Below are 20,784 nucleotides of genomic sequence, written 5' to 3' on the forward strand. Positions count from 1 at the left end.
TCACCGGCGGTTGATGGTCCGGGTGATCCCGGCGACGACCGTGGTGGCGAGTAGCCAGCCCGCGGCGATGAGCCCGTAGGACAGCCACTGGTACCCGCCGTGCGGGTTGACCGCCTTCGCCTGGCCGAAGTCCACGATGGGGAGCAGGAGATCGAGCGTGTAGACGAAGGGGTTGAACACCGGCGCCTTCCCGGCGTCCAGCGCGGGCGGGTGGTGGAGCCCGAACACGAGCGTGCCGACGGCGAGGAGCAGGGCGAGCCAGGCGGCCGCGCGGAGCGGGCGGTAGCCGTAGCCGACCGCGGCGTCCTGCAGGTACCCCCAGGCTCGCGCGTACCGTGGCTGCGTCGAGCGGTGGTGCCGTTGCCGGGCCAAGCCGACTTCGCGCGCGGCGACGTCGTCGCCGACACCGCTGTAGGCGGCGGCGAGTTGTGTGTAGCTTTCCGGGACGAAGCCGTCCTCGGCGCGTTTCAGCAGCGGCAGGCGTTCCCTGGCGGGCAGGTGGGGCGCGAGGGCCGCGTAGCGGAGGCCGTCGAGCTTCACCACCTCCGGCCAGACCCCGGGAGTGGCGACGAGCAGGTCGAACCGCGCGTTCTGCAGGCTGACCAGCCCGCGGATCGGTTCGGCTTCGCGCAGCGAAAGCTCGGCGGCGGTACAGCTGCTGAGGCGTAGGGCCAGAACGCCTTTGTCGTTGGACAGCTCGGCGTGCGCGAGGTCGAGCTGACCGGTGATCGTCGCGCCACGCAGGTCGACACACCCCTCGGCGCGCGCCCGCGTCGCACGCAGGTCGGCTCCGACGGTCAGGTTGTCGGCCCGCACCGCCTTGCCACCACGGCGAACCAGCCGCGCGCCGGTGAGGTCGAGGCTGCCCGTGACACGCGCTCCGGACAGCCGGATTTCCCCGTCGGTGACCAGGCGCGGCGCGACGACCCCGGATCCCACGGTGAGGCCGGTGCCGCTGAGGCAGGTTTCGCCGGGACGGGCCAGCGCGGCGTCGCGCAGGTTCAGCGTGCCGTCGACGCGCGCGCCTTCCATGGTCACCAGTCCGGTGGCACGGAGACCGGGCGCCCACAGGTCGTTTTCGATGTGTGCCGTGTCCAGTCGCAGCGCCGGCCCCTCGGCCGCTTCGAGGTGGGCTTCCTCGGCCAGCACGGGGCCCGCGACGCGGGCGCCCGCCAGGCGCACCGGCCCGGAGAACCGGGAGGCGGTCAGGTGGAGGGCACCGGCCATGCGCACGCGCGCTCCGCGCAGGCCGGGCAGCACCGACGCGGTGAGGTCGAGCTGCCGGGTCCGCGCCGCCTCCACGACGAGGACCTGGTCGAAGTGGCAGGCGTGGAACCGGACCGGGCACGGCACGTCCGCGCCCGCCAGATCCAGCGCGCCGCTGATCCGCGCACCCGACATCCGCAACGCCGGGATCACGCCGTCGTCGGTTTCCCCGGTGAGCAGCAGCCGCCGCAGGAACCCGGCCCGTACCGTTCGTTCGGGCCCCCACGAAGTCCCGTCGGCGGAATCGTCGGCGCCGTCCCGGAAATCGGCGACTTCACCGCGTGTGTAGGCCTCCCGGACTCGTTCCTCGGCCGGGCTCGGCTCGTCCCGTCGCATGATCCGGATCCCCCGTCCGTCGAACCATCGGGGGTTCTTATAGCACTTTTCAGCCCTTGGTCGCTCCGCCGGTCAGGCCTTTGACGAACTGCTTCTGCAGCGCGAGGTAGAAGATCAGCACCGGCAGCGTCGCCAGGAACATCAGCGCGAAGACGCTGCCGAGATCGGCCTGGTACTGGCCGATCGACCGGTAGATCCCGGTCGTGATCGTGGTGCCCTGGCCGGGGCCGAGGATGATCAGCGGGTCGATGAAGTCGTTCCAGATCCACACCCCGAGGAAGATGAGCACGCTCGCGGTCGCGGGCCGCAGCAGGGGGAACACCACCCGCCAGAACACCTGCGCGCGGCTCGCGCCGTCGAGCCGCGCGGCCTCTTCGAGCTCGACCGGGACCCCGCGGACGAACCCGCCGAACACGAACACCCCGAACGGCACGTAGTAGCCGACGTTGAACAGCACGAGTCCCGGCACGGTCGCCATCAGCCCGGTGGCGCGCAGGACGTCGGTGATCGGGATGAGGATCACCTGCGGCGGGATCATCAGCCCGGCCAGCAGGACCAGTGTCAGGACCTTCGTCCACCGTTTCGCCGACCGCGCGAGGTAGTGCCCGAGCATCGCGGAAAGCACGGTCAGCACGAGGATCGACAGCAGCGTCACGAGCAGGGAGTTGGTGAGGCTGACCCAGAACAGCCCGTCCGGGCGGGTCAGCACGGCGTGGATGTTCGCCAGCGTCGGCGGCAGGGGCGGCGACGCCGGGGACCGCGCGATGAGGTCACCGCGTTTGAACACGTTCGCGAGCACGAGGTAAAGCGGCACGGCGAACACCGCCGCGACGAGCACCGCGAGCACCGGCCGCGGCCAGGACGCGCGCTTCACAGGTCCACCTCCCGGCGCCGCAGGAAACGCAGCACGACCGTGGTGAGCGCGGCGACGATCACCAGCATCAGCACCGCCATCGCCGAGGCGTAGCCGACGTGGTTGGCGTCGAATCCGGTCCGCAGCACGTCGAACGCGATCGTCGCGGTCGCCCCGGAGCCCGGTCCGCCGTTGGTGATCACCTTGACGTGGTCGTAGGTCTTGAACGCCGAGATCAGCAGCACGACGGTGTTGATGGTCAGCGACGGGGCGAGCAGTGGCCAGGTCACCGCGCGGAACCGCCGCACCGGCCCCGCGCCGTCGATCTCGGCGGCCTCCAGCAGTTCCGCCGGGACTCCCTGCAACCCGGCGAGGTACACCACGACGCAGAACCCGAGCAGCTGCCAGCACACGATCGAGGCGACCGAGTACAGCGCGAGGTCCGGATCGGACAGCCACCCCGGCGGGTGCTCGACGCCGAGCGCGCGCAACGCGGAGTTCAGCGGTCCCTGATCGTCGAGCAGCCGGGACCAGACGATGCTCACCACCACCGAACTGAGCACCACCGGGGTGAAGAAGACGCCCCGTAACGCGGTGTACAGCCATCCCTTCCGGTCCAGCAGGAGCGCCACACCGAGCCCGAGCACGTTGGGCACGAGCACGACGATCAGCGTGAGGATCGTGGTGACCCCCAGCGCGGTACGGAACTGTTCGTCGGCGAACAACAGCACGTAGTTGTCGAAGCCGACGAACCTCGCGGGCGGGTTGAACGGGTTGTAGTTCGTCAGGCTGTAGCCGAAACTGATCGCGATCGGTGCCAGCACGAAACACGCGTAGACGAGCACTCCCGGCGCGCCGAAGGACGTGAAGTGCCAGAGCCGTCCGGAAATCGGCTCGCGGCGGCGTCGTGCCGGAACGCGCCGCTGCGCTGTGGAGGGGACGGCGATGAGGTCGGTGGCCATGGCGCGGCTCAGCCCGCCTTCGCCCACTCGGCGTCCAGAAAGGCGCACGCGTCCGCGACGCTCCTGCGCCCGGTGATGACGTCCTGGGCGGCCTGGTCCACTTTGTCCTTCATCCCCGGCAGGAGACCGTCGTCCGCGGTCTCCCAGCGGAACGCGTGCACGACGGCGTTTTCCCGCACCGCTCGCCGGTACAGCTCGTAGCCCGCCTTGAAGGTCGGGCCGACATCGGCGGGCGGCTGGTATCCCTTGACGGCGGGGAAGAGCCCGTCAGCCTTGACCGACGCGTCGAGCTGGCCCTTGTCTAGCTGGAATCCGAGGGCGAACTTCTTCGCCGCTTCGAGGTTCGCGGCCTTCGCGTTCACGATCACGCCGCCGCCGGTGTAGGCCGGGACGACGTGTTTCCCGTCCACGGTGGGGAAATCGAACACCCCGATCTCGAAGTCGTGCTTCCTGGCGTCGGCGTTCGCGGCGAACCAGTTGCCCATCGGATACATCGCGCTCTTGCCGTCGAGAAAGGCCTGTTCGGTCGCGGCGTAATCCCGGGAAACGCTGGTCTTGTCGAGATAATCGCGCGCCGCGAGTTCGGCGAGTCTGCCGAAAGCCTGCTGGAACACCGGATCGGTGAACCTGACCTTGCCCGCGCGCCGCTGGGTCAGCCAGTCGGGCGCCGTGGCGTAGACCTCGGTGCTGACGAGTCCGGAAAGGATCATCGACGACGGGAAGCCGTCCTTGCCGCCGCCGATCGTGAACGGTGCGACGCCCTTTTCCTTCAGCTTCCCGGCGTCGGCGACGAGTTCGTCCCACGTCGTCGGCGGCGCGGTGATCCCGGCCTCGGCGAAGAGCTTTTTGTTGTAGTAGACCGGCGGGATGGTCTGGGTGTTCGCGGGCAGCTGGTGGTACGCGCCGCGCACCGGGTTCGCCTCGGGGAACTGGAAGTCCCCGAGCTCCTCGGGTTTCCAGGCGTACAGGTTCCCGGCCTCGGCGAAGCCCGCCGAGTCGACGGCGATCATCACGTCCGGGAACTGTCCGGACTGCAGCAGCTGTTTCGCGTACGAGGTACGTCCGTCCGCGGTGGGGGAGACGAGCTTCCTGACGCGGATGCCGGGGTTCCGGTCGGTGACGCGTTTGATCGCGGCGTCCCAGTAGGCGGGAGTCAGGTTCGGGGTTTCGAAGGTCAGGAAGGAGATTTCCGCGCCGTCGCCGGAGCCGGTGCTCGTCCCGACCGAACACGCGCTCACGGCCAGGAGCAGCGCCGCCCCCAGCGCCAGGGATCTTCTCATGACCGCCGCCTTCCCCGCAGTGTGATACCTGATATACGACGCATTCGATCGGACCTTTATCGGGATGTCAACCGCCGGTTGGCGACAAAACCGGCTCGGGGCAGTCAATACATCAGATCTTTATCGCGCTAGATCCGGTCAAGCCGGATCACCGCGCTCGCGTAGTCGCCTTCGGGGAGCCGGAGCGGCAGGCCGTGGGAGAGCAGGACGGCCCCGCTGTGCTCCGCACCCGAGTCCGGATCGCGGTAGCGGGCGGCGGGATCGAGCCCGTCGAGCCGCAGCGGTGCCGCCGGGGCCGGGAACCGGCCGCGTGGCCGGTAGGCGAACACCACCGCGCACGCGGTGTCCGCAGCCACGTACTGGAGCGCGGTGACGCCGTCGTCGGCGGGCCGCAACCGGTACAGGCGCCCGTGCTGGACGACCGCGCGGAGATCGCGGTAGCGCGCGATCTGCTCGCGGGCGAACGCGAGGTCCTCCTCCGGCCACTTCCCGATGTCGCCGCCGATCCCGAGCACCCCGGACATCGCGACATGGAAGCGGAAACGCAGCGGGACGGACCGGTGCGTGCCGAAGTTCGGGACGTCGGTGACCCACGCCGACATCGTCCGCGCCGGGTACACCTGCCCGAACCCGTGGTGGATGTCCAGCCGGTCGAGGGCGTCGGTGTTGTCCGAGGGCCAGACCTGGTCGGCGCGCGCGAGCATGCCGAGATCGATCCGGCCGCCGCCCCCGGCGCACGCCTCGACGCGCAGTCCGGGGTGCTCGGCCCGCAGCCGGTCCATCAGCGTGTAGACCGCGCGGGTGTGCTCGACCCACAGCCGGTCGGGATCGGCTTCGCCCGGCCAGCCCGCTTCGGTGAAGGGCCGGTTCATGTCCCACTTCAGGAAGTCGATCCGGTTCTCGGCGACCAGCGCGCCGAGCCAGTCGTGCGCCCACGTGGCGACATCGGGCCGCGCGAAGTTCAGCACCAGCTGGTGCCGCAGTTCCGACCGGCGCCGGTGCGGCTGGTGCAGGACCCAGTCCGGGCGTGCGCGGTGGAGATCGCTGTCCGGGCTGACCATCTCGGGTTCGACCCACAGTCCGAACCGCATCCCGAGCCGGTGCACGTGATCGGAGAGCGGCCGGAGGCCGTCGGGAAAGCGCTTTCGGTTGACCCGCCAGTCACCGAGCCCCGCGTGGTCGCCGGTCCGCTCGCCGAACCAGCCGTCGTCGAGCACGAACAGTTCGACGCCGAGTGCCGCCGCGCGTTCGGCAAGCGCTTCCTGGCCGGCGAGGTCGACGTCGAATCCCGTTGCCTCCCAGGAGTTGTAGAGCACGGGCCGGGTTTCGCCGGGATGCGGCAGGACGTGCCCGAGGACGTAGCGGTGCCATTCCCGGCTCGCCGCGCCGAATCCGCCACGCGTGTAGAGGCCCGCGAACACCGGGGTGGTCAGGCGGTCGCCGGGGGCGAGCCGGTGCCGGACACCGTCCTGCCCGAATCCGCCGCTCACCGTGACGCGGCCGGTCGCGGAGCGGGTCGTGGTGATCCGCCACGACCCGCTCCAGGCCAGTGCCGCGCCGTAGACCTCGCCGTGCCGCTCGGTCGCGCTCCCGTCGTCGACCATGACCCACGGATTCGCGTGATGGCCGGTGATCCCGCGCCTGCTGGCGAGGACGGTTTCCCCGTGTGCCAACGGTTCCCGTCGCAGTCGGCTTTCGCCGGCCCACCGGCCGGTGACGTGGCTGAGCCGGTAGTCCGGCCACCGCGGCAGCACCCAGGACGCCGAATCGGCGCGGATCACCTCGACGCCGTCGCCGTCGTTGGCCAGTTCGAGCCAGCGCTCGACGACGTCCGTGCCGCGCGCGATCCGGTAGTGGAGCGCGCACCGCAACGGGAAGTGCCGATCGCGGAACCCGACCCGCAGGTGCGGGCCGTCGATGGTGTACCCGGTGTAGCGCCATTCCAGCGCCCGGGTGTGCTCGGTGAGGCGGACCTGCAGCGCCGGGGGCCAGAACCGGGTCCCGCCGTCGGCGGCGAGCTCGTCGGTGCCCTCGTCCGGATCGTTGAACCCGTCCCACCACGGCCGCGGCCCGGTGCCGAGCTCGGCGATCTGCGCGAGCGTCAGCGCCGGGCCCCAGTAGACGTGCCGGGGGACGTCCTCGTCGGTCAACCGCAGGGCGTAGGACGCGGCGGCGGTGCGCAGCACCCAGGTCCGCGACTGTTCGTCGCACTCGATCACACCGGCGATACTGGCGTGCCCGTCCGGTCGTGGCCATCCCGTTCCCGGTCATCGGGGCAGCCGGTTCCCCGGGTGGCGTCAGGGCCGATCGGTCAGGTAGCCCCCCATCGTGGTGAAGTACTCGGCCGCGGGGAGTTCGACGTCGTCGGCGGTGCGGACGCGCTCGACGAGGAGGCCGGGGGACCGGCCGCGCCGCGCCTCGGGCCCGGCGACGATGACCACCCCGTCGCCCTCCTTGATGAAGATCCGCCCCGGCGTCCCGCCGTAGTGCCCCCGCGACACCGACGCCTTGACGATCCGCAGCGGCTTGCCGCGGTGGTGGGTGAACGCGTTCGGATAAGGATCGGACAGCGCGCGGACGAGCCGTTCGATGTCCTCGGCGGGCCACGTCCAGTCGATCCGGCTGTCGCGCGCGGCGCGCTTGTGGAAGAAGCTCGCCTTCGACCGGTCCTGCGGCACCGGCACGACGGACCCGGACTCGATGAGCTTCAGCGCCTCGGTGACGATCGGCTCGATGAGGTCGACGGTGCGGTGGAACAGATCGGTGGTCGTGTCGGACGGTCCGACCGGGACGGCCCGCTGGAGCACGATGTCCCCGGCGTCGAGTTCGCCGTCCATCATGTGCGCGGTCACGCCGACCTCGGGCTCGCCGTTGATGAGCGCCCAGATGAGTGGCGAGAACCCGGCGTAGGCGGGCAACAGGGAGTCGTGCACGTTGAGCGTGCCGTGCCGGGGCAGCGTGAAGATCTCCGGGGGCAGCCAGGTGCGCCAGTTGTTGGCGACGATCAGATCGAGGTCGGCTTCCTTGAGCGCGGTGAGCAGTTCGGCGTCGTCGGGGCGGGTGCGCAGGAGCGCGGGGATGCCGTGCGCCTCGGCGAGATCGGCCACCGAGTCCGACCAGATGCGCTCGTAGGCGTGGTCGCTCTTCGGGTGGGTGACGACGAGTGCGACCTCGTGGTCGGCGTCGATGAGCGCTCGCAGGGTGCGGTGCCCCCAGGTCTGGTAGCCGAACATGGCCACGCGCATGAGCTGGCCTTTCTGTGGTCGAGGGACGAATATCACCACCAACGTACTAGTTGAGCCTGCCCTAAGTTAGGTTAGGGTTTCCTGAGTTTTCGTCGGTGGAACGAGATGCGGCAGTGCCGCGCTAGGGGACCAACATGGCACCAGCAGCAGCCGGTGAGCGGATTCCGGTCTACGACCTGGTCGGGGTGGGGTTCGGCCCGTCGAACCTGGCGCTCGCGATCGCACTGGCCGAGCACAACGCCGCGCCGGGGGACGCGGGCACGGTGACCGCCCACTTCCTGGAACGGCAGCCGCGCTTCGGCTGGCACCGCGGCATGCTGATCGACACCGCGACGATGCAGGTCTCGTTCCTCAAGGATCTCGCCACCATGCGGAATCCCACCAGCGAGTTCAGCTTCCTGAACTACCTGCACACCAAGGGCAGGCTGGTCGACTTCATCAACCACAAGAACCTTTTCCCGTTGCGGGTGGAGTTCCACGACTACTTCGAATGGGCCGCGGCGAAGGTCGACGACGTCGTGTCCTACGGCACCGAGGTGCGTTCGGTGCGGCCGGTGTTCGACGGCGGGGAGATCGCGTACTTCGACGTCGAGGCGGTCACCGGCGGCGAGCCGGTCGAACTGCGGGCGCGGAACCTGGTGCTGGGGACGGGTTTGCGGCCCAACCTGCCCGCCGGGGTGACGCCGGGGGAGCGGATCTGGCACAACAGCGAGCTGCTGCACCGGATGGCGGCGCTGCGGAGCGCCGGCCCCCGCCGCCTGGTGGTGGTCGGCGCCGGGCAGAGCGCCGCCGAGGTCGTCGCGCTGCTGCACGACGAATTCGCCGACGCCGAGGTGTGCGCGGTGTTCGCGCGCTACGGTTTCAGCCCCGCCGACGACAGCTCGTTCGTCAACCGCATCTTCGACCCGGAGGCGGTCGACCAGTTCTACCGCGCGGGCGAGCCGGTCAAGGAACGCCTCATGCGTTACCACGGCGCCACCAACTACTCCGCGGTCGACCTCGACCTCATCGACGAGCTGTACCGCCGCGTCTACCGGGAGAAGGTCCTCGGGGTGCAGCGGCTGCGCATGCTCAACGTCTCGCGTCCGGTCGACATGACCGACACCGGCTCGGGAGTGCTGGTGACCGTCGAGTCGCTGACCACCGGCGAGCGCACCGTGCTGGAGGCCGACGCGGTGGTCTGCGCCACCGGCTACCTGCCCGCCGACCCGACCCCGCTGCTGGGTGAGCTCGCGGCGGGCTGCCGTCGCGACGAGCAGGGCAGGCCGCGGGTCGAACGCGACTACCGGATCGGGCTCGATCCCGCGCCACGCGGCGGTGTCTACCTGCAGGGCGGAACCGAGCACACGCACGGGATCACGTCCTCGCTGCTGTCGAACACCGCGGTCCGGGTCGGCGAGATCCTCCAGTCCATTGTGGAGCGACGAGCGGCGGCGGTCCCGTCCGCCGACTACGCCGTAAGCGTTTCCCGCTGACCGCCCAGGCGATCTCGCGTGATTGAAGGCGTAACTCGCGTGATGGGACAAGGTCCTCCTCCAATCACGCGAGTTACGCCTCCGGACACGCGAGTTTCGCTTCTGATCACGCGAGATCGCCGCTCGGTCACGTCCGCTGGCCGGACCACGCCGTCCAGAGCGCGGCGTACCGGCCGCCCGCGGCGACGAGTTCGTCGTGGGTCCCGGTTTCGACGACGGCGCCCGCGTCGAGCACGACGATCCGGTCGGCCGTGGCCGCCTGGGTGAGCCGGTGCGCGACGACCAGCCCGGTCCGTCCGGCCAGCGCCGCCGCGGCGGCGGCTTCGAGGGTCTTCGCGCCCGCGCTGCCCGCCTCGGCGGTGGCCTCGTCGAGGATCGCCACCGGCGGATCGGCCAGCACGAGGCGGACGAGGGCGAGCTGCTGCGCCTGGGTCACCGTGAGCTGGTGGCCGCCCTCGCCGACGACGGTGCCGAGACCGTCGGGCAGTGCCTCGGCCCAGCCGAGCGCGCCCACCGTGCCGAGCGCGGTGCGCAGGTCCGCGTCGGAAGCGTCGGGCTTGGCCAGCCGGAGATCCTCGGCGAGTGTCCCGCTGAAGACGTGCACCTCCTGGCTGATCAGCGCGACCGCGCGGCGCGCCGGGATCTCCGAGCCGACTTCGACGCCGCCGACCGACACCGAACCGGCGCCCGGCCGGTGGATCCCCGCGACGAGCTTGGCCAGCGTCGTCTTCCCCGCGCCGCTGGCGCCGACGAGCGCGACACGTTCCCCCGGCGCCACTTCGAGGTCGACGTCACGCAGCACCGGGTGTCCGTCCACATAGGAATGCCCGAGCGCGACCGCCTTGACCGAGGCGTCGAGCGGCCGCGCGGGGTGTTCCGGTTCGGCCGTCGCGGGCAGGTCGGCGACGCCGATGATCCTGGCCAGGCTCGCCGCCGCCGACTGCGCGTCGTCGACGAGCGCGAGGGCGACGTTGATCGGATTGAAAAGGCTGTGGAAGTACAGCGCGGCCGCCGAGGCGACACCGACCGTCGCCGCGTCGGCGCCGACCAGCAGGAACCCGGTGGCCAGTACCGCCGACAGACCGACGAACTCGGCGAGGTTGAGCCGGGAGAAGAACCGCGTCATCAGCCGGACGCCGCGCAGCGCGAGCCGGACCGCGGCGTCCGAGCGGTCGCGGACGCGCTCGACGTGGGCGTCGCCGAGCCGGAACGCGCGGACGGTCCGCGCGCCCCCGATCGTGTCGAGCAGTTGTTGCTGCTGCGCGCCGACGGCCTCGCGCTGGGCGGCGTAGACCGGTTTCGCCCGGCGGACGTACCAGCGGACGGTGTGCAGCTGGATGGGCGCCGCGACCAGCGCGGCGAGCAGGAACCGCCAGTCCAGCACCGCCAGCGCCGCGAGGGTGAGCGCGATGGTCAGCACCGAGCGCGCCAGCTGCGGCAGCGCCCGGCGGACGGCGTCGGCGACCACCGAGACGTCGTTGGTGACCCGGGCGGTCAGATCGCCGGACCCGGCGTGTTCGACCTGCTCCAGCGGCAGGCGCAGCGCGCGTTCGACGAACCGTTCGCGCAGCTCGGCCAGCATCGTCTCGCCGAGCCGGGACACCAGCGACATGCCCAGCGCGGTCGCGATCGCCTGCGCGAGGGCCACCACCACGAGCGCCAGCACCGGCGGCACGAGGTCGGCCGCCGCGCGGTGCCCCGACACGAGGTCGACGATCCGGCCGAGCAGCGGCGCGGTGAGCAGTCCGATCGCGGTGGCCCCGGCGAGCACGGTGAACGAGCCCGCGGTCAGGAGCTTGGCGCGCCCCAGGAGTTCGCCGGTGACGGCGCGGATCCGCCGCCCGTTCGCGGTCGGCAGCAGCTGTCCATCCACTGTGGACGAGTTGGTCACGAGAGCACCGCCGCCCGGTAGTCGGCGCGCCCGGCCAGCGCGGCGTGCGTGCCCTCGCCGGTGACACGGCCGCCGTCGAGCAGGAGGACGCGGTCGGCCGCGGCGAGCAGCGCGGGGCTCGTGGTCACCAGGATCGTGGTCCGGTCGCGCCGCATCCGGGCCAGGCCCTCGGCGATACGTGCCTCGGTGACAGTGTCGACCGCCGTCGTCGGATCGTGCAGCACCAGCACCGGGGCGTCCGCGGCCAGCGCCCGCGCGAGGGCGACCCGTTGCCGTTGGCCGCCGGAGAGCGACCGCCCGCGTTCGGACACCGCCGTCGCCGCTCCCGCCGGGAGCGCCGCGGCCACCTCGTCGGCCGCGGCGGCCGTCATCGCCTCCGCCGTCCGGGGGCCGCCCGCGCGGACGTTCTCCGCGAGCGTCCCGGCGAACAGGTCGGCGTCGTGCGCCGCGACGAGCACCGCCTCCCTGATGCGCTCGGGGTCCACTGTGGACAGCGACACCGCGTCGACCAGTACCGTGCCGGACAGCGGATCGGCCGTCCGGCCAAGGCAGTCCAGCAGCGCGGTGGCGTCGGCGGGGTCGGTGGCGACCACGCCGAGCAGTTCGCCGGGCCGTGCCTCCAGGTCGACCTCGCGCAGCGTGCCGTGGGTGACCGCGGCGAGCCGGACGTGCCCGGCGGCGGTGGTGGGCAGCGTGCCGGGGCCGCCGGTGACGGCGGGCGGCGCGGACAGCACGGCCGCGATCCGGCCCGCCGAGGCGCGGCCCTGCGCGAGATCGGAGTTGACCTGGGCGAACACCGAGAACGGCGTGATGAGGTACTGGGCGAGCCCGACCGCCGCGACGAGGTCGCCGACGCTCAGGTGCCCGTCGAGCGCGAGGTTCCCGCCGACGAGCGCGACCACGGCGATGAAGATCCCGGTCAGCGCGAGCAGTGCCCCGTGGTGCCAGGACTGCGCCCGCGCCGCCCGCAACGTCGCCAGCAGCGAGGAGCGGCTGGTGCGGCGATAGCGTTCCACGGCCGCGGTTTCGGCGCCGATGCCCTTGAGCACGCGCAGCCCGGTGACCAGGTCGGTGGCGACGCCGGAGGCGTGCGCGGACCGCGCCTGCTCGGCCTCGCTGCGCCGTTCGAGCGGCTTCCCGATCAGATGTGCCAGCACCAGGATCGGCGGCGTGCCGAGCAGCACGAGCAGGCCGAGCGGCACCGACATCCGCAGTAGCAGGACCGCGCTGACCAGCAGCCCGGAGAACGCGGCGACGCCGAACGGGATGATCGCGTCGACCACGCCGACGCGCCGGGCGTCCGCGGTCCCGATGCTGACCAGTTCCCCGGCGAGGTTCCCGGTTTCGGCGCCGCCGCCGGGATGCAGCACGCGGCGGCCGAGATCCAGGCGCAGCTCGTGCGCGCTCCGTTCGGCCGCCTGTTCCGCGGCTCGCGCGCCGAAGCGGTAGCAGGTGGACAGCACGGCGAACACGGCGCCGAGCACGACCAGCCAGCCGAGCAGGACCCAGGCCGAACCGCCGGCCACGGCCCGGTCGATCACCACACCGATCACCACCGGGACCAGCGCTTCGCCCGCCTGGTGCCCGGCCGCCAGCACGGAGGCGAACGCGACGGGGCGCCGCTGGCCCGCGATCGCGCGCCGGAGCACGGTTCGGCCGGTGATCACTGCTGCCGTCACCGGCACCTCCGCACCACAGGAACTGAGTCACAAGATTAGGTAAGGCTACTCTAAGCTTCTGTCTCGGTGGCGGCGGCGATGGTCGGCTCGCGCAGGGTCCTGCCAGCCCGACGTCGTGATCAGGTCAGGAGGGGGTGTGCGCCGGAGTGTCCGCTTCGGACCCGGCAGGGGCGGGTTCGCCGAAGCGCGCCAGCGCCAGCGCGGCCGCCACGGCGAGGACGAAGCCGGCGACGGCGACGACCGCGAAGCCCGGCCGGGTCCGGTCGCCGAGCGCGAAGATCCCGACCAGCGAGGGGAAGACCGTCTCGCCGAGCACCATCATCGCGGTCGAGGTGGTGACGCTTCCCCGTTGCAGCGCGGTCGCGTAGAACAACATCGCCATCGGCCCGGCGACCACCACGGTGTAGGTGGCCGGGTCGGTGAGCAGGTCGAGCGGCGCCAGGCTCGGGATGACGCGGCCGGCGATCGCGACCACGCCGAAGCACAGCCCGGCCACGAGCCCGAGCGCGGGCGTCCGCACCCGGCGTCCCGCCTTCCCGGCGGCGAACCCGCCGATCCCGAGCACCACGACGGCGCCGACGAGCCCGAACCGGAAGCCGAGCCCGACCGGATCCGAACCCTCGCTCTCCGCGGACGTCCCGAGCAGCGCGAGCCCGGCGCAGACCAGCCCGACCGCGGTCCATTCGCGGACGCCGAGCCGGATGCCCAGCACCCGCGCGGCCACGGCGGTCACCGCGAGGCTCGCGGCGAGCGCGGCCTGCACCACGAACAGCGGCAGCACGTGCAGTGCGGCGATCTGGGCGACGAAGCCGAGCACGTCGAGGCCGACGCCCACGACGAACCGCCACTGGCCGAGCACTCGCACCAGGAGGCGGGGATCGACGCCATCGCCGTCCTCGCCGTTGTCGGCGGCGCGAGCGGCCACCGCCTGCATCACCGAAGCGACGCCGTAGGCGCACGCGGCGCCGAGCGCGCAGAGCAGTCCCCACCACATGTGATCAGCCTAGGCCCGGTTCGCTGTCCCCGGGATTTCAAGGTGCGCTGGACGGTCCTCCGACGCGGCCGGCACGAGGTGTAAAGGCGGCCGCACTGTCCAAACTGGACGAAGCGGCTGGAAGGCCGTCGAGGTCGCCGCGCCCGGCCCCGGCCGATGATCGGGCACCAGGCCGCGCGCTAGGGTACGGGTCATGTCGAACGAGCGTTCGAGTATCGCCGAGCCGGTCGCGAGGTCGTGGCCCGGGGGCGTGGCCGGGGACGAACTGCGGCTGCAGTGGGAGTTCCTGGCGTTCCTGCGCGCCACCGCGGTCACCAAGGTCGCGGGCCTGACCCGCGCCCATGCCGCCGCGACCCCCTTGGCCACCTCGCCGCGGATGAGCGCACTGGGGGTGCTCAAACACCTCACGGCGGTCGAGCGGTGGTGGCTTTCGATCAAGGCGGGCGGTGCCGACCTGCCGTCGCTGTGGGCCGGGACGCCGGACCCGAGCTGGGAGCTGGCTCCCGGCGACGACCCCGCGTCGGTGGTGGCGGCCTATCGCGCGGAGTGGGCGCTCGCCGAGACGTCGACCGCCGGACTGGCGGCGGGGGACCGGGCACGCCGGTCGCCGGAGGAGTTCACCGTGCGCTGGATCCTCGCGCACGTCGTCCAGGAGACGGCCCGGCACGTCGGGCACCTGGACCTGCTGCGGGAGCTCGCCGACGGCGAAACCGGCGAATAACGCGCGAAATCCGGTGGCGCGCGCCGGTATCCTTGGTTTGTGGCCGTCGTAGCGGAAACCCGCCGATTTACCGGCCCCCTGGCCCCCAACGGGCGCCGCGGGGAACCGGTGCCGTCACCCGCGCGCTGACCCTGCCTCGCCGAGCGCTCCGGGGCCAGGGGGAGTCCATCCCCCATCCGGCACCCGTTCCGCTCAGGAGGCTTCGTCATGTCCGCGCTCAGTCCCGCCCAGCTCACCCGCGATCTCGCCGTCCGCGACCTCAGTGATCCCGCCGCCGGTCCGCACGCGCTCCAACTCGTCGTCGACCTCGCGGTCGGCGCGCTGGCGGCGCGGTGGGACTGCGCGGTCCGCTGGTGCCGCGGCGACCGGATCGTCACCGTCGAGGACAACTACGACAACCTCGGCTACGACCCCGCCGACGTCACCCGCGACGCGCGCTACACCCGCTACGTCGACGAGCGCCGCATGCTGCGCAGTCATTCCACCGCGACGGTTCCCGCCGCGCTGCGGGCGCTGGCCGAGGACCCGGCCGACGACGTGCTGCTCGTCTGCCCGGGCGTCGTGTACCGCCGCGACAGCATCGACCGGCTGCACACCGGCACCCCGCACCAGCTCGACCTGTGGCGGATCACCCGGGGCGCGCCGATGGACCGGACCGCGCTGCACGGGATGATCACCGCGCTGCTGGCCGCGCTCCTGCCCGGCAGGCCCGAGCGCCGGGAGCCACGCCGTCACCCCTACACACTCGACGGCGTCCAGGTCGACGTCGAGCACGGCGGCGAATGGGTCGAGGTCGCCGAATGCGGTGTCGCGCATCCCGAGGTCCTCGCCAGGGCCGGGCTCGGCGCCGGGTGGTCGGGACTCGCACTCGGCATGGGCCTGGACCGGATGCTCATGCTGCTCAAGGGCGTCCCGGACATCCGCCTGCTGCGCTCCGCCGAGCCCGCCGTCCTCGCCCAGCTGGGCGACCTGGCGCCGTACCGCCCGGTGTCGGCGATGCCGCCGGTGCGCCGCGACCTGTCGATCGCGGTCGGCGCCGACGAACTCGCCGAGGACCTCGGCGACCGGGTCCGAGAAGCGCTCGGCGCCGACGCGGACAGCGTCGAATCGGTGGAGATCCTGGCGGAAACGCCCTGTGCCGCGCTGCCGGAGCGGGCACTGGCGCGTCTCGGCGCGCACCCTGGGCAGAAGAACCTGCTCGTCCGGATCGTGCTGCGGTCGCTCGGGGCCACGCTGTCGGATCACGAGGCCAACCTGCTGCGGGACCGGGTCTACGCCGCGCTGCACCGGGGCACCGTCGCGCAGTGGGCGGCGGGCGGGTCCTAGGGTGGACGTATGGCAGATCGGCTGTACTTCCGGCAACTGCTCGCGGGCCGTGACTACGCGGTGGGCGATCCGGTGGCGACCCAGATGGTCAACTTCGCGTACCTGATCGGCGACCGCGAGACCGGAGACGCGGTCGTCGTCGACCCCGCGTACGCCGTGCGTGATCTGCTCGACGTGCTCGCCGCCGACGGCATGCGGCTGACCGGCGTGCTCGCCACGCACCACCACCCCGACCACGTCGGCGGCGAGATGATGGGCTTCTCGCTGCCCGGGATCGCCGAGCTGCTGGCGATCGAGCAGGTCCCGATCCACGTCAACGGCGCGGAATCGGAGTGGGTGCGCCGGGTCACCGGTGTGTCCGGCACCGACCTGCGCGCCCACGACCACGACGAGGTCCTCGAGGTCGGCGCGATCCCGATCCGGCTGCTGCACACGCCAGGGCACACCCCGGGAAGCCAGTGCTTCCTGGTCGAGGACAAGCTCGTCTCGGGGGACACGCTGTTCCTCGAAGGCTGCGGTCGCACGGACTTCCCCGGCGGCGACGCGGACGCGATCTTCCGCAGCCTCCAGTGGCTCGCCGGGCTGCCCGGGGACCCGGTCGTCTATCCGGGGCACCAGTACTCGGCCGCGCCCTCGGCGGCGCTGTCCGAGGTGAAGTCGACGAACTTCGTCTTCCGTCCGCGCTCGCTCCAGGAGTGGCACCAGCTCTTCGGCGGCTGAGCACGGTCCGGCACCACTGCCTCTGAAGGCCACCTTGAGGGAACCAGAGTCCCTCAAGGTGGCCTTCAGCGCGTCCCAGGGCGACCTCGAACCCCGGCGCGCAACCGTTCTCACGGATTCGTTCACATTCCGGGACGCACCGTCCACTGGTTGACGCGGTGCCGCGCGGGACACGATGCTCGGTGGCATGAAACGCGGCGCGCTCCTGGTCGCCCGTCTGCACGTCGATCTCCGGCAGCAGGCGAGCGCGGTCTGTCCGGCCCGCTGAGCCACCTCCCGGCGCCCGCCGGTCAGTTCTCCCGTTCCCCCTGACGAAATCCGGAGAAATCCGTGTCCCTTTCCACGGGCGTGCTCACGCGCGCCGAACCGGCCGCGCCCGGTGCGCCGCCGCGCCGCACCCGGTGGCGGCGGCCGAACCTGCGCCGCTGGATCAGCCCGATCGCGCTGCTCGCGGTGTGGCAGATCGCCAGCGCGACCGGTCTCCTCCCGCCGGACAAGCTCAGCTCGCCCTGGACGGTGGTCCAGGCGGGCGCGGAGGTGATCCGCAGTGGCGAGCTGGGCACGGCGTTCGCGGTGTCGATCGGCCGGGTGGGCGCGGGTTTCGTGCTCGGCGCGGCCGTCGGGATCGCGCTCGGTGTGCTCGCCGGGCTGTCCCGCTGGGGTGAGGCACTGGTCGACCCGCCGGTGCAGATGCTGCGGACCCTGCCGTTCCTCGGCCTGATCCCGCTGTTCATCCTGTGGTTCGGCATCGGCGAGCAGACCAAGATCCTGCTCGTGGCGCTCGGCGTCGCCTTCCCGCTCTACCTCAACGTCCACTCGGGAATCCGCGCCACCGACGAACGTCTCGTCGAGGCCACCCGCGCGCTGGGCTTCACCCGCGCGGAACGGCTCTGGCACGTCGTGCTGCCGGGCGCGCTCCCACCGGCCCTCGTCGGGCTGCGGCAGTCGCTCGGCCTGGCCTGGCTCGCGCTGATCGTCGGCGAGACGGTGAACGCGGACGCCGGGGTCGGCTACCTCATCAACAACGCCAGGGACTTCCTGCGCACCGACGTCGTGGTCGTCGGTCTCGTCGTCTACGCGCTTCTCGGCCTGGCCACCGACGCCCTGGTCCGGCTGCTGGAAAGGAGGGCACTGCGATGGCGCGCCCGGTGACGGTCTCCGGACTGACCAAGCGGTTCGGCGACCGCACCGTCCTCAATGGACTGGAGCTGACCATCGAACGCGGCGAGTTCGTCGCGCTGCTCGGCCGCAGCGGCTCCGGCAAGTCCACCCTGCTGCGGGTGCTGGCGGGGCTCGACGACGACATCGAGGGCACCGCCGAGGTCGAGGGCACGGTGTCCGTGGCGTTCCAGCAGCCGAGGCTGCTGCCCTGGCGGCGCGTCTGGCGCAACGTCGTGCTGGGCCTGCGCCGGGACGGCGCGAGCCGGGCGAACGACCGGGCACTCGCCGAACGCGCGCTGGGGGAGGTGCGCCTTGCCGACCACGCCGACGACTGGCCGCTGACGTTGTCCGGCGGTGAGGCCCAGCGCGTGTCGCTCGCCCGCGCGCTCGTGCGCGAACCCGATCTGCTGCTGCTCGACGAACCCTTCGGCGCCCTCGACGCGCTCACCAGGATCGCGATGCACGGCCTGGTGGAAGACCTGTGGCGCCGCCACGAACCGGCCGTGCTGCTGGTGACCCACGACGTCGACGAGGCCCTGCTGCTCGCCGACCGGATCCTGGTCCTCGGCGAGGGCCGGATCGTCTCCGAACACGTCCTCGGCCTGCCCCGGCCGCGGGCGCTCACCGACCACGTCGAGGTCCGCGCGCGGGTGCTCGAAGACCTGGGAGTGACCGAAAGTGCGTTGGCGTAAGAGCATCACCGCGGCCGTCGCGGTGCTCGCCCTCGGCGGGGCGAGCGCCTGCGGCTCCTCCGCGGGCACGACGGCGAAGGCCGCGGTACCCGGCCCGGTCTCCGCCGCCGACCTGGCGAAGGTGACACTCAAGGTGGGTGACCAGAAGGGCGGGGTGCAGGCGATGCTCACCGCGGCGAACTTCCTGGGCGACCTGCCGTACAAGATCGAATGGGCGACCTTCACCTCGGGACCGCCGCTGCTCGAAGCGGCGTCGGCGGGCGCGATCGACCTCGGCCGCGTCGGGAACACGCCGCCGATCTTCGCGGCGGCGGCGAAGGCGAAGATCGCCGTGGTGAGTGTCGCCACGAGCAATGTCGAACGCGAGGCGCTGCTGGTGCCGTCCGACTCGCCGGTCCGGGACATCCCGTCGTTGCGGGGCAGGACGATCGGGGTCGCGAAGGGCAGCTCGGCACACGGCCAGTTGCTGAACACCCTGCGCAGGGCCGGACTGTCCACCAAGGACGTCCGGTTGTCGTTCCTGCAGCCGTCGGAGGCCTACGCCGCGTTCACCCAGCATCGGATCGACGCCTGGGCGATCTGGGACCCGTACACCGCGCAGGCCCAGCTCGACGCCGGCGCCAGGACCATCGCCGACGGCCGCGGCAGCTCGAACGGACTGAGCTTCCAGGCCGCGAGCACGGCCGCGCTCGCCGACGCCGGGAAGAACGCCGCGATCAAGGACTACCTGTCCCGTGTGGTCAAGGCGCAGAAATGGGCGGACACCCACCGCGCGGAGTGGGCGAAGTCGTGGGCACAGGTGACCGGCCTTCGCCTCGACGTCGCGCAGAAGACGGTCGAAGCGGGCCGTGACCTGCCCGCCCCGCTGGACGACGCGGTGGTGGCGTCCGAACAACAGCTGGCCGACGCGTTCGGCGAGGAGGGGACCCTGCCGGGCAAGGTGGACTTTTCGTCCTTTGTGGACCGCCGGTACGGGCCGGAGCTGGAAGCCGTGAGGAGCAACGGATGAGCGTCACCCTGCACTGGTTCCTGCCCACCAGCGGGGACGGCCGGACCATCGTGGAACGCTTCCACGCCAACAAATCCGCCGGACCGGCCGCGCAGCGGGACCCGGACATCGGCTACCTCGCGCAGGTCGCCCGCGCGGCCGAGAGCCAGGGGTTCACCGGCGTGCTGACGCCCACCGGCACCTGGTGCGAGGACGCCTGGCTGACCACGGCCGCGCTGATCCGGGAGACCGAACGGCTGAAGTTCCTGGTCGCGTTCCGGCCGGGTGTCATTTCGCCGACGCTGGCCGCCCAGATGGCCGGGACCTTCCAGCGGCTTTCCGGCGGCCGGACGCTGCTCAACATCGTGACCGGCGGCGACGCGGTGGAGCAGCGCCGCTTCGGCGACTGGCACGACCACGACCAGCGCTACGCCCGCACCGACGAGTTCCTGTCCATCGTGCGCGGGGTGTGGTCGGGCACGCCGTTCGACTTCGCAGGCGAGCACCTGCGGGTCGAGGGCGCGACGACGCTGGCCGTGCCGGATCCCCTGCCGCCGCTGTATTTCGGCGGTTCTTCGCCCGCGGCGCTCCCGGTCGCGGCCCGGCACGCCGACGTCTACCTGACCTGGGGCGAACCGCCCGCACAGGTGGCCGAGAAGATCGCCAAGGTCAGGGAACTCGCGGCCGCCCACGGGCGGGCGCCGCGGTTCGGCGTGCGGCTGCACACGATCTCACGCGACACCTCGGCCGAAGCGTGGGCGGAGGCGCAGAAACTCCTCGACGCGCTCAGTCCCGAACAGGTCGCGAAGGCGCAGAGCCAGCTGGCGGCCAGCGAGTCGATCGGCCAGCAGCGGATGGTCGCGCTGCACGGCGGACGTCTCGACGGCGGCGTGCGCGGGCTGGAGATCCATCCCGGCCTGTGGGCCGGGATCGGCCTGGTCCGCGGTGGCGCGGGCACCGCGCTCGTCGGCAGCCACGCCGAGGTCGCCGACCTGATCGAGGAGTACCACGCGGCCGGGGTCGAGGAGTTCGTCCTGTCCGGCTACCCGCACCTGGAGGAGGCCTATTGGTTCGGCGAAGGCGTCCGGCCCGAACTCGCCCGGCGCGGACTGCTCGCCGATGTTCCCGCGCTGCGGCCCGCCCATCCGGAACGCACCGTGGCGGCGCTCTGAACGAGGCCTGCGACACCGTCCGA

The 20,784-nt window shown here is 71.9% G+C and carries 17 protein-coding genes; 8 read left to right on the top strand and 9 right to left on the bottom strand.

Going from position 1 to position 20,784, the window contains the following annotated elements:
* From ABD987_RS14150 to ABD987_RS14175, 6 genes are all read right to left on the bottom strand, one after another.
* Positions 1-1,602 (bottom strand): hypothetical protein, encoded by a 1,602-nt coding sequence (locus tag ABD987_RS14150; RefSeq protein WP_345391979.1) that lies wholly within the window; start codon positions 1,600-1,602, stop codon positions 1-3.
* Between the two features lie 49 nt (positions 1,603-1,651).
* On the bottom strand, positions 1,652-2,476 hold the full coding sequence (locus tag ABD987_RS14155) for a carbohydrate ABC transporter permease (RefSeq protein WP_345391982.1): 825 nt from the start codon (positions 2,474-2,476) through the stop codon (positions 1,652-1,654).
* A complete protein-coding gene (locus ABD987_RS14160) occupies positions 2,473-3,444 on the bottom strand; it encodes a carbohydrate ABC transporter permease (RefSeq protein ID WP_345391985.1) in 972 nt (323 codons plus the stop codon). The genes ABD987_RS14155 and ABD987_RS14160 overlap by 4 nt, the downstream gene beginning before the upstream one ends.
* A complete protein-coding gene (locus ABD987_RS14165; RefSeq protein WP_345391988.1) occupies positions 3,426-4,697 on the bottom strand; it encodes an extracellular solute-binding protein in 1,272 nt (423 codons plus the stop codon). Before ABD987_RS14165 ends, ABD987_RS14160 begins: the two co-directional genes overlap by 19 nt.
* A gap of 128 nt (positions 4,698-4,825) precedes the next feature.
* Positions 4,826-6,916: an alpha-galactosidase gene (locus tag ABD987_RS14170; RefSeq protein WP_378214030.1), complete on the bottom strand. Its 2,091-nt coding sequence runs from the start codon at positions 6,914-6,916 to the stop codon at positions 4,826-4,828.
* Between the two features lie 78 nt (positions 6,917-6,994).
* Positions 6,995-7,942 carry a methionyl-tRNA formyltransferase gene (locus ABD987_RS14175; RefSeq protein ID WP_345391991.1) on the bottom strand — a complete coding sequence of 316 codons (948 nt, stop codon included), beginning with the start codon at positions 7,940-7,942 and terminating at the stop codon, positions 6,995-6,997.
* A 134-nt stretch (positions 7,943-8,076) separates the two neighbouring features.
* Here ABD987_RS14175 and ABD987_RS14180 point away from each other — a divergent pair, with 134 nt between their 5' ends.
* Positions 8,077-9,417 (top strand): lysine N(6)-hydroxylase/L-ornithine N(5)-oxygenase family protein, encoded by a 1,341-nt coding sequence (locus ABD987_RS14180; protein ID WP_345391994.1) that lies wholly within the window; start codon positions 8,077-8,079, stop codon positions 9,415-9,417.
* Positions 9,418-9,544: 127 nt separating this feature from the next.
* Here ABD987_RS14180 and ABD987_RS14185 read toward each other — a convergent pair whose 3' ends face one another.
* From ABD987_RS14185 to ABD987_RS14195, 3 genes are all read right to left on the bottom strand, one after another.
* Entirely contained in the window at positions 9,545-11,290 is a 1,746-nt protein-coding gene (locus ABD987_RS14185) for an ABC transporter ATP-binding protein (RefSeq protein ID WP_345393369.1), read from the bottom strand.
* 14 nt (positions 11,291-11,304) lie between these two features.
* Positions 11,305-12,987 (bottom strand): ABC transporter ATP-binding protein, encoded by a 1,683-nt coding sequence (locus tag ABD987_RS14190; RefSeq protein WP_378273123.1) that lies wholly within the window; start codon positions 12,985-12,987, stop codon positions 11,305-11,307.
* Positions 12,988-13,111: 124 nt separating this feature from the next.
* The gene (locus ABD987_RS14195; RefSeq protein WP_345392000.1) at positions 13,112-13,981 is read right to left on the bottom strand and encodes a DMT family protein; all 870 of its coding nucleotides are present in this window, start codon (positions 13,979-13,981) and stop codon (positions 13,112-13,114) included.
* A gap of 193 nt (positions 13,982-14,174) precedes the next feature.
* Between ABD987_RS14195 and ABD987_RS14200 the strand changes: the two genes are divergently transcribed.
* The 7 genes from ABD987_RS14200 (at position 14,175) to ABD987_RS14230 (ending at position 20,761) form a co-directional block, all read left to right on the top strand.
* Positions 14,175-14,702 carry a DinB family protein gene (locus tag ABD987_RS14200; RefSeq protein ID WP_345392003.1) on the top strand — a complete coding sequence of 176 codons (528 nt, stop codon included), beginning with the start codon at positions 14,175-14,177 and terminating at the stop codon, positions 14,700-14,702.
* 207 nt (positions 14,703-14,909) lie between these two features.
* Positions 14,910-16,028, top strand: coding sequence for a PheS-related mystery ligase SrmL (gene srmL, locus ABD987_RS14205; RefSeq protein WP_345392006.1), 1,119 nt, complete (start codon positions 14,910-14,912; stop codon positions 16,026-16,028).
* A gap of 9 nt (positions 16,029-16,037) precedes the next feature.
* Complete coding sequence (locus tag ABD987_RS14210) at positions 16,038-16,748, top strand: MBL fold metallo-hydrolase (RefSeq protein WP_345392009.1); 711 nt, start codon at positions 16,038-16,040, stop codon at positions 16,746-16,748.
* Between the two features lie 330 nt (positions 16,749-17,078).
* Positions 17,079-17,900, top strand: coding sequence for an ABC transporter permease (locus tag ABD987_RS14215; protein WP_345392011.1), 822 nt, complete (start codon positions 17,079-17,081; stop codon positions 17,898-17,900).
* Entirely contained in the window at positions 17,885-18,601 is a 717-nt protein-coding gene (locus tag ABD987_RS14220; RefSeq protein WP_345392014.1) for an ABC transporter ATP-binding protein, read from the top strand. Before ABD987_RS14215 ends, ABD987_RS14220 begins: the two co-directional genes overlap by 16 nt.
* Positions 18,588-19,610 carry an ABC transporter substrate-binding protein gene (locus ABD987_RS14225; protein WP_345392017.1) on the top strand — a complete coding sequence of 341 codons (1,023 nt, stop codon included), beginning with the start codon at positions 18,588-18,590 and terminating at the stop codon, positions 19,608-19,610. The genes ABD987_RS14220 and ABD987_RS14225 overlap by 14 nt, the downstream gene beginning before the upstream one ends.
* Positions 19,607-20,761, top strand: coding sequence for an LLM class flavin-dependent oxidoreductase (locus tag ABD987_RS14230; RefSeq protein WP_345392020.1), 1,155 nt, complete (start codon positions 19,607-19,609; stop codon positions 20,759-20,761). Before ABD987_RS14225 ends, ABD987_RS14230 begins: the two co-directional genes overlap by 4 nt.
* The last annotated feature ends 23 nt before the right edge of the window (positions 20,762-20,784 follow it).

This window comes from Amycolatopsis samaneae, from assembly GCF_039541975.1.
Taxonomy (GTDB): domain Bacteria; phylum Actinomycetota; class Actinomycetes; order Mycobacteriales; family Pseudonocardiaceae; genus Amycolatopsis; species Amycolatopsis samaneae.

Bases quoted from the DNA above. Each gene is read 5' to 3' on its own strand.
- ABD987_RS14150 (WP_345391979.1), bottom strand. From the start codon at position 1,602: ATGCGACGGGACGAGCCGAGCCCGGCCGAGGAACGAGTCCGGGAGGCC.
- ABD987_RS14200 (WP_345392003.1), top strand. From the start codon at position 14,175: ATGTCGAACGAGCGTTCGAGTATCGCCGAGCCGGTCGCGAGGTCGTGG.
- ABD987_RS14230 (WP_345392020.1), top strand. From the start codon at position 19,607: ATGAGCGTCACCCTGCACTGGTTCCTGCCCACCAGCGGGGACGGCCGG.
- srmL (WP_345392006.1), top strand. From the start codon at position 14,910: ATGTCCGCGCTCAGTCCCGCCCAGCTCACCCGCGATCTCGCCGTCCGC.
- ABD987_RS14210 (WP_345392009.1), top strand. From the start codon at position 16,038: ATGGCAGATCGGCTGTACTTCCGGCAACTGCTCGCGGGCCGTGACTAC.
- ABD987_RS14195 (WP_345392000.1), bottom strand. From the start codon at position 13,981: ATGTGGTGGGGACTGCTCTGCGCGCTCGGCGCCGCGTGCGCCTACGGC.
- ABD987_RS14220 (WP_345392014.1), top strand. From the start codon at position 17,885: ATGGCGCGCCCGGTGACGGTCTCCGGACTGACCAAGCGGTTCGGCGAC.
- ABD987_RS14180 (WP_345391994.1), top strand. From the start codon at position 8,077: ATGGCACCAGCAGCAGCCGGTGAGCGGATTCCGGTCTACGACCTGGTC.
- ABD987_RS14165 (WP_345391988.1), bottom strand. From the start codon at position 4,697: ATGAGAAGATCCCTGGCGCTGGGGGCGGCGCTGCTCCTGGCCGTGAGC.
- ABD987_RS14175 (WP_345391991.1), bottom strand. From the start codon at position 7,942: ATGCGCGTGGCCATGTTCGGCTACCAGACCTGGGGGCACCGCACCCTG.